This window comes from Pseudomonas sp. I3-I5, from assembly GCF_022699445.1.
GTDB classification, from domain to species: Bacteria; Pseudomonadota; Gammaproteobacteria; order Pseudomonadales; family Pseudomonadaceae; genus Aquipseudomonas; species Aquipseudomonas fulva.
In genome coordinates this window covers 4,385,995-4,399,423 of sequence record NZ_CP093940.1, presented here as the reverse complement: position 1 = coordinate 4,399,423, position 13,429 = coordinate 4,385,995, and the positions used below count along the sequence as shown (strand labels likewise).

At 62.3% G+C, this 13,429-nt stretch carries 11 protein-coding genes; 5 read left to right on the top strand and 6 right to left on the bottom strand.

What is annotated here, in order from left to right; translation table 11 throughout:
* Window positions 1–9: 9 nt before the first annotated feature.
* Complete coding sequence (locus MOP87_RS19695) at window positions 10–696, bottom strand: YggS family pyridoxal phosphate-dependent enzyme (protein WP_027913500.1); 687 nt, start codon at window positions 694–696, stop codon at window positions 10–12.
* 64 nt (window positions 697–760) lie between these two features.
* Here MOP87_RS19695 and MOP87_RS19690 point away from each other — a divergent pair, with 64 nt between their 5' ends.
* The gene (locus MOP87_RS19690) at window positions 761–1,756 is read left to right on the top strand and encodes a PilT/PilU family type 4a pilus ATPase (protein WP_027913501.1); all 996 of its coding nucleotides are present in this window, start codon (window positions 761–763) and stop codon (window positions 1,754–1,756) included.
* Window positions 1,757–1,830: 74 nt separating this feature from the next.
* Here MOP87_RS19690 and MOP87_RS19685 read toward each other — a convergent pair whose 3' ends face one another.
* A complete protein-coding gene (locus MOP87_RS19685) occupies window positions 1,831–2,460 on the bottom strand; it encodes a C40 family peptidase (RefSeq protein ID WP_027913502.1) in 630 nt (209 codons plus the stop codon).
* A gap of 166 nt (window positions 2,461–2,626) precedes the next feature.
* Here MOP87_RS19685 and MOP87_RS19680 point away from each other — a divergent pair, with 166 nt between their 5' ends.
* Window positions 2,627–3,046: a TM2 domain-containing protein gene (locus tag MOP87_RS19680; protein ID WP_023532338.1), complete on the top strand. Its 420-nt coding sequence runs from the start codon at window positions 2,627–2,629 to the stop codon at window positions 3,044–3,046.
* 56 nt (window positions 3,047–3,102) lie between these two features.
* Here the strand turns inward: MOP87_RS19680 and MOP87_RS19675 are convergent, their stop codons facing one another.
* From MOP87_RS19675 to MOP87_RS19665, 3 genes are all read right to left on the bottom strand, one after another.
* A complete protein-coding gene (locus MOP87_RS19675; protein ID WP_023532748.1) occupies window positions 3,103–3,801 on the bottom strand; it encodes an SPOR domain-containing protein in 699 nt (232 codons plus the stop codon).
* Between the two features lies 1 nt (window position 3,802).
* The gene (argS, locus tag MOP87_RS19670) at window positions 3,803–5,539 is read right to left on the bottom strand and encodes an arginine--tRNA ligase (RefSeq protein WP_027913503.1); all 1,737 of its coding nucleotides are present in this window, start codon (window positions 5,537–5,539) and stop codon (window positions 3,803–3,805) included.
* Window positions 5,540–5,727: 188 nt separating this feature from the next.
* Window positions 5,728–7,947, bottom strand: coding sequence for a primosomal protein N' (locus MOP87_RS19665; protein ID WP_088522831.1), 2,220 nt, complete (start codon window positions 7,945–7,947; stop codon window positions 5,728–5,730).
* Window positions 7,948–8,113: 166 nt separating this feature from the next.
* On the opposite strand from MOP87_RS19665, the gene rpmE reads away from it, so the two are divergent.
* From rpmE to MOP87_RS19650, 3 genes are all read left to right on the top strand, one after another.
* Window positions 8,114–8,332 (top strand): 50S ribosomal protein L31, encoded by a 219-nt coding sequence (gene rpmE, locus MOP87_RS19660; protein WP_023532368.1) that lies wholly within the window; start codon window positions 8,114–8,116, stop codon window positions 8,330–8,332.
* Window positions 8,332–9,153: a thermonuclease family protein gene (locus MOP87_RS19655; protein ID WP_110606385.1), complete on the top strand. Its 822-nt coding sequence runs from the start codon at window positions 8,332–8,334 to the stop codon at window positions 9,151–9,153. Before rpmE ends, MOP87_RS19655 begins: the two co-directional genes overlap by 1 nt.
* A gap of 177 nt (window positions 9,154–9,330) precedes the next feature.
* Window positions 9,331–10,599, top strand: a complete 1,269-nt coding sequence (locus tag MOP87_RS19650) for a malic enzyme-like NAD(P)-binding protein (protein WP_023532374.1) — start codon at window positions 9,331–9,333, stop codon at window positions 10,597–10,599.
* A 207-nt stretch (window positions 10,600–10,806) separates the two neighbouring features.
* Here the strand turns inward: MOP87_RS19650 and MOP87_RS19645 are convergent, their stop codons facing one another.
* The gene (locus MOP87_RS19645; RefSeq protein ID WP_027913506.1) at window positions 10,807–13,257 is read right to left on the bottom strand and encodes a penicillin-binding protein 1A; all 2,451 of its coding nucleotides are present in this window, start codon (window positions 13,255–13,257) and stop codon (window positions 10,807–10,809) included.
* Window positions 13,258–13,429 lie beyond the last annotated feature (172 nt).

The following is a 13,429-nucleotide window of genomic DNA, read 5'->3' as shown; positions in this document are numbered from 1 at the left end:
AGCATGTCATCAAGCGTTGCCGTAGTCGCGGGCACCAAACAGGGCGGTGCCGATACGGACCCAGGTCGCGCCTTGAGCAATTGCAGCTTCCAGGTCATGGCTCATGCCCATGGACAGGGTGTCCAGGCCCAGCCCTAGCGCGTCCTGTAGCTGACGCAACTGGGCGAAGGCGGCTTCCTGGTCGTTGCGATCATCGGTAGGTTCGGGGATTGCCATCAGCCCCCGCAAACGCAGGTTAGGCAGGGCAGCCACGGCCGTCACCAGGGCGGGCAGTTGCGCGGGTGCGCAACCGGCCTTGCTGGCTTCACCGCTGACGTTCACCTGCAGGCAGATGTTGAGCGGCGCCAGGCCAGCTGGGCGCTGTTCTGAAAGGCGTTGGGCGATTTTCAGGCGATCCACGGAGTGCACCCAGTCGAAATGCTCGGCAATGGCCTTGGTCTTGTTCGACTGAATCGGGCCAATGAAGTGCCAGGTTAGAGGCAGGTCGATGAGTTGCTGTTGTTTCGTCAGCGCCTCTTGTAGGTAGTTTTCCCCGAAATCATGCACGCCCGCGGCATGGAGTTCGCGTATGGCGGCGGCCGGCTTGGTTTTGCTGACAGCCAGCAGCCGGACGTCGGCGGGATCACGCCCGGCAGCCTGGGCGCCCCGCGTGATGCGGTCGCGAATCGAGGAAAGGTTGTCTGCTAGGGTGGACATAGATCGACGCCGGCAACTGAAGGTTCGCCGCATTTTACCTGGTTGAAGGCAGATGGGGAGTCTCATGGAGGTGACAGACCTGCTGGCGCTTGCCTTGAAGGCAGGTGCCAGTGACATGCACCTGGCTGCAGGTCAGGCACCGGCGATGCGCGTGCATGGCGTGCTGCAACGCCTGCCGGTACCGATGGCAACGCCGGATGAATTGATGCGAAGCATGGAATCGTTGCTCGATGCCGACCCGTATCGACAGTGGGCTGCCGGTCACGACCTGGACGTGGCACTGGAGCTGCCCGCGCTCGGGCGGTTTCGCGTGAACCTGTTCAGGCAGATGAACGGCCCCGCGCTCACTGTCCGCTTGATCCCCGCGCGCATCGCCTGCGCTGAGGCGCTTGGCCTGGGCGAGATCGTCCGAACCACTGGCCGATACCGTGACGGTCTGGTCCTCATAGGCGGGCCGACGGGCAGTGGCAAGACGAGCACATTGGCAGCCCTGCTCGATCAGATGGGCCGCGAGCGTGCGCTGCACATCGTCACCCTCGAGGATCCGATCGAGGTCGTCCATGCCAGCCATCAAGGTGTGGTCAACCAGCGCGAAATCGGCCGCGATTGCTGCAGCTTTGCTCAAGGCCTGCGCAGCGCATTGCGCCAGGATCCCGACGTGATCGTGCTGGGCGAGTTGAGGGACCTGGAGACCATTCGTCTTGCACTGCGTGCCGCCGAAACGGGTCATCTGGTACTGGCAACCGTTCATACACGGTCAGCGGTGAACAGTGTCGACCGGGTGGTGGAGGTATTCCCAGCGCAGGAAAAGCCTTGGGTGCGCGCGATGCTGGCGGACTCGCTGCGAGTGGTTGTGGCGCAAGTGCTGGTCGGCCGGCGGGGCGGGGGCAGGGTCGCGGCGCGAGAAGTGCTGGTGGTGAACGATGCGGCCCGCAACCTGATCCGCGAAGGGCGCATGGCCCAGCTTCATTCGGTGATGCAGACCGGCGCGGCAGAGGGCATGCAAACCCTGGCCGGGGCCATGAAGCAACTTCAAGCGGGCGGGCTGCTCGCCGAGTGATGCAACCCGTGCCGCCGCCCATTACCCAAGGTGGGCAAGTGAGCGGCGGCGTACGAGATTGGGATGAGGTTCGATTAGCGCTTGGCCAGGCTTAGCTGTTGCTTTTCCTTGGGCAGTACGCGTTTGGCGACCACGTAGTGTTTCTGCCAGTAGGGCTTGCTCAGGTTATCGATGCTCACCCGCTTGCCGCGACGCGGCGCATGAATGAAGCGGTCATTGCCCAGGTAGATGGCAACATGGTTGACGCGGCGGCTCTTGATGTTGAAGAAGATCAGGTCGCCTGGCTTGAGGTCGCCCTTGGCGACCTTGGTACCGTGACCGCTGGCCATGGCGCTGGAGGTGCGAGGCAGGTTGACCTCGGCCACGTCGTTGAAGGCGTAGCGAACAAGGCCGCTGCAATCGAACCCTTTTTTCGGGCTGGTGCCGCCCCAAACATAAGGGGTGCCGAGCATGTTAACGGCACGATCGAGCACAGCGCTGCTTTGCTTGCTCGACGCGGCTGCCACCGTCTTGCCACGCGTGGTGCTGGCAGCGTTGCCAGGACGGGCGTGCAGGGTGGTCTGCTTGATAGGCGTGCGCTTTACCGAAGCGTTGGTGGTGTAGCCGGTAAAGCCGTTGGGAAGACGTTGCTCACGGTTGGTGGCGTGGGCGGCCAGGGGCAATAGTAGGCAGAGGGTCAGCCATGTCTTGATCAAAGGCGGCATAGATGAAGCTCTTATGAATAGTTGTGTGTTGGGCGCGCAACTTTATAACAGCTTTTTGTTCAAATTTTGATCCGTTGGTCGATTTTCGCTTACCATCCGTCGGCCTTGGCGGAAAAAGTCACAACTTTTTTTAGAAAATTTAATCAGCAACCCACGAGGGCCATGCATGAACACTTATCAACAGGGCGCGCCCTTCCATGACACCCACAGCAAGGTGATCGGCTATTTGCTGTGGATTTTCGGCTTCACCGGCTCGCACCGTTTCTACTACGGCAAGCCCATCACCGGGACAATCTGGTTCTTCACCTTCGGGCTGCTGGGCATTGGCTGGCTCATCGACCTGTTCCTGATCCCGGCCATGGACCGCGAAGCCGACCTGCGTTTCCACTCTGGCCGCATCGACTACAACATCGCCTGGATACTGCTGACGTTCCTGGGCATCTTCGGCCTGCACCGCCTTTACCAAGGCAAGTGGATCACCGCCATCATCTATTTCTGCACGGGCGGGTTGTTCCTGGTGGGCGTCTTGTACGACTTCTGGACATTGAACGGGCAGGTGTCCGAGCGCAATGCCGGCCAGCGCTGACCGTCAGACCCTCTGGCGCGGCCTGGACAGGCCGCGCCAACCGCGCTGCACCAAGGCTATTGGCGGGTCTGACGCTGTTGCAGCAGCAGGTTACTGAAGCCTGCGCCTGCCAGTTGCTTCTGGGCCACGGTCAACTGCTCGCGGTTGCTGAACGGCCCGACCAGTACCCGATACCAGGTTTCGTCCTTCACCGTACCGGACTCCACTTTCACGCTCTGCCCCAGCAGGATGATCTGCGCGCGCACCTTGTCCGCATCGGCCTGCTTGCGGAATGAGCCTGCCTGCAGGAAGAACTGCGTGGTTGCCGCCGGCTTGATCACCGGAGGGGCAGGCGGTGGCGTCTGGCCCAGCAATGCAGCCTGGGCGCGTGCGGTGTCGATCTTGGCGGCCTCTGCCGGGGTCACTGGGGTGACGGGCTGGGCTGGCACAGGTGGCGTTTTCTCGGGTACGGCCTCAGGCGGCACGATGACTTCCGACTCCGGCAGCAAGGTGTAGAAATCGTACTTGGGCTTTACCGGCTGTTGCGGTGTGGCCTGGGTCGACTTCCCGGCTTCGACCGTCTTTTCGGTTTTCTGCTGCTCGGGCTTGGTGCGCTTGATATCGCCGCCACCGGGTTCGAGCTTCATCAGGAACACGATGAACGCACCGATGGTCAGGCCGACTGCAAGCCATACCCAGCCGGGCATGGGCTGCTTGGCGGGCGCCGTCTGGCGACTGGCGCCACGTTTGGGAGCAGGTTTCTTCTTGGCAGCCACCTTACATGCGCTCCAGGGTTTCCAGGCCGAGCAGTTGCAGACCTTGCTTGAGGGTGCGCCCGGTCAGGGCTGCCAGACGCAGGCGGCTTTGTTGCTGCTCGGGCGTCTCGGCAGCCAGGATCGGGCAATTTTCGTAGAAGCTGGAGAACAGGCCTGCCAGGTCGTACAGGTAGCTGCACAAGACGTGCGGCGTACCCTTGTCGGCTACGTTATTGAGAATTTCTCCAAACTGGGCCAGGCGCGCGGCCAGGTCCTGCTCATGAGGCGCTTGCAGCACGATAGTGCCTTCGACTTCGTCAAAGCCCTTGCCCAGCTTGCGGAACACACCGGCCACGCGGGTGTAGGCGTAAAGCAGGTAGGGGGCAGTGTTGCCTTCGAAGTTGAGCATCAGCTCGAAGTTGAAGCTGTAGTCGCTGGTACGGTGCTTGGACAGGTCGGCATATTTCACCGCACCAATGCCCACCACCTCGCCGATGCGACGCAGGTCCTCTTCGGGCAGGCCTGGGTTTTTTTCCTTCACCAGCGCATACGCACGGTCCTTGGCTTCATTGAGCAGGTCGATCAACTTGACCGTGCCGCCGTCACGCGTCTTGAACGGGCGACCGTCGGCGCCGTTCATGGTGCCGAAGCCCATGTGCTCCATCTGCATGGGGTGGCCCAGGAAGCCGGCGCGGCGAGCGACCTCGAACACCTGGTTGAAGTGCAGCGCCTGGCGTTGGTCCACGAAATACAGGGCGCGATCTGCCTTGAGTACGTTGCTGCGGTAGCGCACCGCGGCAAGGTCCGTGGTTGCGTACAGGTAGCCACCATCGGCCTTCTGCACGATCACGGGGAGCGGTTCGCCCTCGCTGTTCTTGAATTCTTCCAGGAACACGCACTGAGCACCCTGGTCTTCGACCAGCAGGCCTTTGGCCTTGAGTTCGGCAACGACATTGGCCAGGTCATCGTTGTAGGCGCTTTCGCCCATCACGTCGGCCATGGTCAGCTTGACGTTGAGCAGTTCGTAGGTCTTCTGGCAGTGCGACAGCGAGATGTCCTTGAACCGTGTCCACAAGGCCAGGCAGTCCGGGTCGCCCGCCTGCAGCTTGACCACCAGCCCCCGCGCGCGCGTGGCGAAGGCTTCGGATTCGTCGAAGCGCTTCTTGGCCGCACGGTAGAAGTTTTCCAGGTCGGAGAGTTCGTCGCTGGTGATCGGGTTCTCTTCAAGGTAGGCCAGCAGCATGCCGAACTGGGTACCCCAGTCGCCTACATGGTTCTGGCGGATCACTTGATCCCCCAGGAACTCGAGCACCCGCGCCACGCTGTCGCCGATGATGGTCGAGCGCAGGTGGCCGACGTGCATTTCCTTGGCCAGGTTGGGCGCCGACAGGTCGACCACCACTGTCTGCGCTGGGCCAGCCTTGCGCGCGCCAAGCCGGGGATCGTCAAGCGCCGCGTCCAGGCGGGCCGCCAACGCGGCGGTGTTCTGGAAGAAGTTCAGAAAGCCCGGACCTGCGATCTCGACCTTGCTGATGTCGGCGCTGGCCGGCAGGGCCTGGATCAGTTTTTCGGCCAGGTCACGTGGCTTCATGCCGGCCGGCTTGGCCAGCATCATGGCAATGTTGCTGGCGAAATCGCCGTGGGTCTTGTCCCTGGCGTTTTCCACCTGGATCGCCGGCGACAGCCCGTCAGGCAACACACCGTCGTTGACGAGTTGGGTGAGGGCTTGCTGGATCAGCTGGCGAATGGTGTCTTTCATAGGAATCTCTTTTCGACCGCAAGCGCGGCGGGCGCCTGGATGCGCTGGTGGAAAAACTGAGCATTATCCGTGGCTGGGCGCGCGTTGCCAACCTTGGCAGGCATGTGCCCAGGCATGGAGCCGTCTGAAAACCGCCGTTGGGCCCGCCCGCAGCCTTGCCGTTCGCGGCTTGGCGCTTGAAACCGCCCTCAGTAAAGATCCACCGGGTCGACGTCTACCGACCAGCGCACCTGGCGCCCGCTCGGCAGTTGCTCCAGCACCAGCAGCCAGGCGCTGATGAGGCGGTGCAAGGGCGCGCGGGTGCTGGCCTGCAGCAGCAACTGAGCGCGAAAACGCCCGGCTCGGCGCTCCATGGGGGCGGGTACCGGGCCAAGCAGCTCGATGCCGGGCAGGTGCTGCTGCGCCATCAGGCGCTCGGCTGCCGTGCAGGCTTCATCCAGAAACGCCTCGGCCTGCCCCGGCTTGTGCGCTTCGGCGCGCAACAGGGCCAAGTGCGAAAAAGGCGGCAAACCGGCGGCGCGGCGTTCGTCGAGCGCCTGCTTGGCAAAGGCAAAATAGCCCTGCTCGGTCAGTTGAACCAGCAGAGGGTGGTCAGCCAAGTGCGTCTGGATGATGACCTTGCCGGGTTCTTCCGCCCGTCCTGCACGGCCTGCGACCTGCACGATCAGCTGGGCCATGCGTTCACTGGCGCGGAAGTCACCGGAAAACAGACCGCCATCGGCATCGAGAATGGCAACCAGCGTCACCCGGGGGAAGTGGTGCCCTTTGGCGAGCATCTGCGTGCCGACCAGCAGGCTTGGCTGGCCGCGCTGAATGGTTGTGAACAGTTGGTGCATCGCGTCCTTGCGCGAAGTGCTGTCGCGGTCCACGCGCAGCACGGGATAGTCCGGGAACAACACCTTCAGGCGCTCTTCGGCGCGCTCGGTGCCGGCCCCGACAGGGCGCAGGTCCACGTGCTTGCATTGAGGGCAGTGATGCGGCAGCCGCTCGTCGTAGCCGCAGTGGTGGCAACGCAGCACGCCGGAGCGCTGGTGAACCGTCATGCGCGCATCGCACCGCGGGCATTCGGACAGCCAGCCGCAATCGTGGCACAGCAGGGTTGGGGCGAAGCCACGGCGATTGAGGAACACCAGTACCTGTTGTCCCGCCTCCAGGGTCTGGCCAATGGCCTGCTGCAAGGGGCCGCTGATGCCGCTGTCCAGCGGCAGGCTTTTCACGTCCAGGCGCAACATGCGTGGTGCGCGTGCACCGCCTGCGCGTTGGGTCATGTGCAGCAGGCGGTAGCGGCCGCTCACTGCGTTGTGCAGGGTTTCCAGGGACGGGGTGGCCGAGCCAAGCACGATCGGCACGTTCTCCTGGTGCGCGCGCACCAGCGCCAGATCCCTGGCGTGGTAGCGCAAGCCCTCCTGCTGTTTATAGGAGCCGTCGTGTTCCTCGTCGATGATGATCAGGCCTGGGTTCTTCATTGGCGTGAACAACGCCGAGCGGGTGCCGATGATGATGTCTGCCTCGCCGTCACGCGCGGCCAACCAGGCATCGAGGCGCTCACGGTCGCTGACGTTCGAGTGCACGAGGGCAATGCGGGCGTTGAAGCGCTGCTCGAAACGCGCCAGTGTCTGTGGCCCCAGGTTGATCTCCGGGATCAGTACCAGGGCCTGCTTGCCTGCCTCGAGCGTTTCGCGGATCAGTTGCAGGTAAACCTCGGTCTTGCCGCTTCCTGTGACGCCCGCCAGCAGAAAAGCGCCAAACTGCCCGAAGCCGCCGAGCACGGCATCGAAGGCATCACGCTGTTCTTCGTTCAGTGGCAACTCCGATTGCGCCAGCCAGTGCTCACGCCGTTCTGCCGGGCGTTGGCGGCGTATTTCCACGCACACCAGCTCCTTGGCCAGCAGCAGATCAAGGCTGTCCTTGTTGAGGTTGAGCTTCGACAGCACACTGTGGGCCACCCCATGCGGGTGCTGAGCCAGGGTCTTGAGCGCATCACGTTGGCGAGGGGCGCGTGCGATGCGTGGGTCTTCAAGGCGAGCGCCCGGCGCTGCATGCCAGAAACGTTCCTGGCGCATCTCGGCAGGTTCACCCTGACGCAGTAGGGTAGGAAGCGCCCAGCTCAAGGTGTCGCCCAGGCTGTGCTGATAGTACTGGGCGGTCCATAGGCACAGCTTGAACAGCGACGCCGGAATGGGCGATACCGGGTCGAGCAGGGCGCTGGCTGGCTTGAGTTTGTCAGCCGGCACCTCGCTTTCGGCACACACTTCTACCAGAACACCGATCATCTCGCGCCGCCCGAACGGTACGCGCAGGCGCATGCCTGGCACCCATGTCTGGTTCGCCATGCCGACCGGCGCCTTGTAGTCGAACAGGCGGCGCAGCGGGGAGGGCAGGGCAAGGCGCAGGATGACGTCGGGCACGCTAATGGTCTCGGGGGGCGTTTCAGAACTGGCGAGCCTAGCAGACGACGGTCGGTACAAGCGACAACTTGCGCTGGCGCCATGCTCTGGTATTATTTGCCGCCTAATTACGTGCGGTATTCAACAATTGGTGTTGGATGGCGGCACGCAGCTCGAGGAAGTGACCATGAAAGCTGATATCCATCCGAACTACGAAGCAGTTGCTGTCACCTGCAGCTGCGGCAACAAATTCGAAACCCGTTCGACCCTGGGCGATACCCTGTCGATCGACGTTTGCAACCTGTGCCACCCTTTCTACACCGGTAAGCAGAAAGTCCTGGACACCGGCGGCCGCGTACAGAAGTTCGCCGATCGCTTTGGCATGTTCGGTGCCAAGAAAGGCTGATGCGCATGGCGAACCCTTCGGGTTTCGCAGCGTTGCAGAAAAAAGCGCCCCTTGTGGGCGCTTTTTTTATGCTCGCTTGTTGGGTATCCCAGGCGCAGGCTTTCTGCCCGGCGCCGTCACGTGCTCAATGGGTGGCCGTACGGCATGTGGTCGATGGTGACACCGTGCGCTTGGTCGATGGCCGCAGTGTGCGTCTGATCGGGATCAATGCCCCCGAAATCGGCCGCAAGGGACAAGCGGATGAGCCTCTTGCCCAGGCTGCCCGCAAACGCCTGCAAGCATTGATCAAAGCCAGTGACGGGCGCGTTGGCTTGGTACGCGGCAAGGAGGGCAAAGATCGGTACGGTCGCAGCCTGGCCAACTTGTACAGCCGTGAAGGGCATAATCTTGAGGCGCAGCTGCTCAGCGAAGGGCTTGCATACCGTATTGCCATTGCACCCAATACTGAGCTGAGCGGTTGCCAGCAGCGCGCCGAGTCAGTCGCGCGCCGGGCGGCTGTCGGTGTGTGGAAACGCTCACCGGTGATGCCTGCCCATGCAGTGCGTAAACCAGGTTTTGCGCTGGTGTCAGGCCGCGTCACCGCCATCGAACGCAGTCGTACGGGGGTTCGATTGACCCTCGACAGCGCCATGACGCTGCACATACCCGCTCGTCTGCGCCGTGCATTGCCCGCGGGTTTCTTCGATAACCTCAAAGGGCAAAAGGTCGAGGCCAGGGGTTGGATTCGCAGCCATTCACGTAAAGTGCCCTACATGTCGGGTCAGCGACGCTGGCAGATGACCCTTACAGACGTCAGCATGCTCGACCGCCTGCAAAGATAAAAGATGTAGACATTTCTACACCAGATTGTACACACTGAAGCCTGCATGCCCCGTGGGTTGTAGCATAAAGTCTTAGGCTAGAGGCCTTGACACGAGTGACCGGCCAGTCTTGTGACGGCTGGACTCTTTGCGTATCCTCGGCGGTCCGTCAGAACAGCCAATAGCGGAATGCCCAACATGTCAGACCTGAAAACCGCCGCTCTCGAATATCACGCTCATCCTCGCCCAGGGAAACTGAGCGTCGAGCTCTCCAAGCCCACCGCCACCGCCCGTGACCTCGCCCTGGCCTACAGCCCAGGTGTGGCAGAGCCTGTGCGCGAGATCGGTCGTGATCCGGAGCTGGCCTACAAGTACACCGGCAAAGGCAACCTGGTTGCAGTGATTTCCGATGGTACTGCCATTCTCGGTCTTGGCGATCTGGGTCCGCTGGCGTCCAAGCCTGTCATGGAAGGCAAGGGTGTTCTGTTCAAGCGTTTCGCCGGTATCGACGTGTTCGACATCGAAGTCGAGTCCGAGAGCCCGCAGGCCTTCATCGATACCGTGCGCCGTATTTCGATCACCTTCGGTGGCATCAACCTCGAAGACATCAAGGCGCCAGAGTGCTTCGAGATCGAACGCACCCTGATCGAGCAGTGCGACATTCCGGTTTTCCACGATGACCAGCACGGCACCGCCATCGTAACGGCCGCCGGTATGATCAACGCCTTGGAAATCGCCGGCAAAACCCTCGAAGACGCCAAGATCGTCTGCCTGGGCGCAGGTGCAGCGGCCATTTCCTGCATGAAGCTGCTGGTCAGCATGGGTGCGAAGGTCGAGAACATCTTCATGATCGACCGCAGCGGCGTCATCCACGCTGGCCGTGACGACCTGAACCAGTACAAGGCACAGTTCGCGCACGCCACCGACAAGCGTACGCTGGCCGATGCCCTTGAAGGCGCTGACGTGTTCGTGGGCCTGTCCGGTCCAAACCTGTTGAGCGCTGAAGGCTTGAAGTCGATGGCCGCCAACCCGATCGTGTTCGCCTGCTCGAACCCCGATCCTGAGATCGCCCCTGAGTTGGCACACGCCACGCGCGACGACGTGATCATGGCGACGGGTCGTTCCGACTATCCGAACCAGGTCAACAACGTGCTGGGCTTCCCGTTCATCTTCCGCGGCGCGCTGGACGTTCGAGCCAAGCGTATCAACGAAGAAATGAAGATCGCCGCTGCCATCGCGCTGAAAGACCTGGCCAAGCAGCCGGTTCCCAAGGAAGTATGCGAAGCCTACGGCGTGGACGGCCTGGAATTCGGTCGTGAGTACATCATTCCCAAGCCGCTGGATGCACGCCTGATTACTGTCGTCTCCGACGCCGTGGCCAAGGCTGCTATCGAGTCGGGCGTCGCTACGCTGCCGTACCCGAAGCATTACCCGCTCAAGAACGTTGATGACGTGTTCAACGGCTGATCGTCGTTCTGCACCAATAAACCCGGCTGTCATGGCCTGATGCTGTTTACGTAGGGCCGCGAAGCGGCCCAACGATATCAAGACAGTATCAAGCCATGACAGCCGGGTTTTTTCATGGCTGTAGAACAAAGGGGCAGCGGGAATTCGCCGGCATCGAGCCGTAATGCCAGGGCCGCCTTGCAGCCCTGTCAGGGTACCGGTCAGGTATCAGAAGAGATCCATTGGCGTTGCTTCATCGGCTGGAAGCGGGCTACCCGGTGCAGTCCCGTTACCCAGTTCGTCCACCGACGGTGGCGAGTCCTCTGCCTTGAACAGCTCGAAATAGGCATTGGGCGTGCTTGCCGAGGCAGCACGGCCACTGACGGGATCGACCCTCAGGCTCAGGATGCCTTCAGGCTGCGCGGGCGGGTGCTCAGGCCGGCCTTGGAGAGCCGGGCCCATGAAGCCCATCCAGATCGGCAGTGCGGCAGTGCCACCGTATTCCCGACGACCCAGGGTTTCGGGCTGATCGAAACCAACCCACACCGTGGTCACGTAATCGGCGTTGTAGCCCGAGAACCAGGCATCCTTCGATTCGTTGGTGGTACCGGTTTTGCCCGCAAGGTCGGTGCGTCCCAGTGCCAGCGCTCGGCGGCCCGTACCGCGTTTGATGACGTCCTGCAGCATGCTGGTGAGGATATAGGTGGTACGGCCGTCGATGATGCGCTCGGCCACTGCCGGGGCTTGTGGTGCGGGCGCCTGATCGAGCGAAGTGGAGGGCTCACCCGGCACTTGACCAGTGCTGATGGGCTGCTCGGGAGCGGCCAGCCCGGCATTGTCTTCCGAACCTTGAGGAACGCGTGGCGGATTGGCCGTGAACAGCGTCTCGCCATTGCGGCTCTCGATACGGTCGATCAGGTACGGCGAGATCTTGTAGCCGCCATTGGCGAACGTACTCCAGCCGGTGGCGATCTCCATCGGTGTCAGTGTGGCAGTACCCAGTGCCAGCGACAGGTTGCGTGGCAGGTCCTGCTTGTTGAAACCGAACTTGGCGATGTAGTCGATGGTGCGGTCGATGCCCATGGCCTGCAGCAGTCGGATCGAAACCAGGTTGCGCGACTTGTACAGGGCTTCGCGCATGCGAATCGGGCCGAGGAACGTATTGGTATCGTTCTTGGGGCGCCAGACCTTGTCCACCGATTCGTCGACGAACACGATGGGTGCGTCATTGACCAGGCTGGAGGCGGTGTAGCCGCTGTCGAGCGCTGCGCTGTAGATGAAAGGCTTGAAACTCGAACCGGGCTGGCGCTTGGCCTGCATGGCACGGTTATAGTTGCTCTGCTCGAACGAGAAACCGCCGACCAGTGCGCGGATGGCGCCGCTGGTAGGGTCCAGGGTGACGAGCGCGCTCTGGGCGCTGGGCACCTGGCTGAATTTGAACGACCCGTCATCCAGCCGCTGCAGGCGCACCAGGTCGCCGACTTGGGCAACGTCTGCCGGCGACTGGGGCGCACGGCCTTGGGCATTGGTGTTGATGAACGGACGCGCCCACTTCATCGTGTCCCAGGCTACGGTTTGTTCCTTGCCATTGCGGGTCAACACCTGAAGGCCGGTCTTCTCGACGCGGGTAACGATTGCCGGTTCCAGCCCCCCCAGTGTGCGCTGCCTGGCCAGTTCGTGAGTCCAGGCTGCCACGGTGCGGCCTGGGAAGCGTGCCTCGGGGCCGCGGTAGCCATGGCGTTGGTCGTAGTCGGTCAACCCTTTGAGGACCGCCTTGTTGGCGATTTCCTGCGTGTCGCTAGGCACGGTGGTAGTCACACGCAAGCCTTCGGTGTAGGCGTCGCTGCCGTAGCGGCCGACCATTTCGGCACGGGCCATTTCGGCGACGAAGGGCGCATTCACCTCAGGGGTGGGCACGTGATAGCGGGCGTTCAGCGGCTCGGCCAGGGCGGCCTGGTAGCTTGCCTCGTCGATCTTGCCGAGCTTGTACATGCGGCCCAGGATCCAGTCACGGCGCTCCTTGGCGCGGACCGGGTTGGCCAGCGGGTTGAAGCGTGACGGCGCCTTTGGCAGGCCCGCGATCATCGCCATCTGCGCCAGGCTCACGTCACGGATCGACTTGCCGTAGTAAACCTGGGCGGCGGCATCAATGCCGTACGCACGGTTGCCCAGGTAGATCTTGTTCACGTACAGCTCGAGAATTTCGTCCTTGGTCAGCTCGCGCTCGATCTGCAGTGCCAGCAGGATCTCGTTGGTCTTGCGCGAGAAACTGCGTTCGCTGGTCAGGAAGAAGTTCTTCGCCACCTGCATGGTGATGGTGCTGCCGCCGGTCTGGATGTGTCCGGTCTTGACCAACTGTGTGGCCGCGCGCATCAGGCTGCTGGGGTCGACGCCATAGTGGTTGAGGAAATTGTCGTCCTCGGCCGACAGAAGTGCCTGAATGAACTGTGGCGGAATCTCCGAGAAGCGGATCGGGGAGCGGCGCATTTCGCCAAATTCCGCGATCAGCTTGCCGTCGCTGCTGAACACCTTGAGGGGGATCTGCAACTGGATGCTTCTGAGCGAATCGACCGAAGGCAGGTTGGGGCTAAGATACAGAAACGCGCCGCTCACACCGAGTACGAGCGCGCAGATGGCTGCGACGGAAGACCACCAGAAGAACTTAAGCAGACGTATCAAGGCTTTTCGGTGTCCAGGTTGTGAATGGGTTGCACGCAGGCCCGGCGGGCCGGAAAACGCCGGGCATTATAAGCATTTTTCGCCACGCCGGGGTTACCGCCCGGGCTGCTCGTCGTCTGGCGGCGGCCAGGTCCAGGGGGTGCCCCAGGCAGCATCGAGCGCAAGGGAGGCC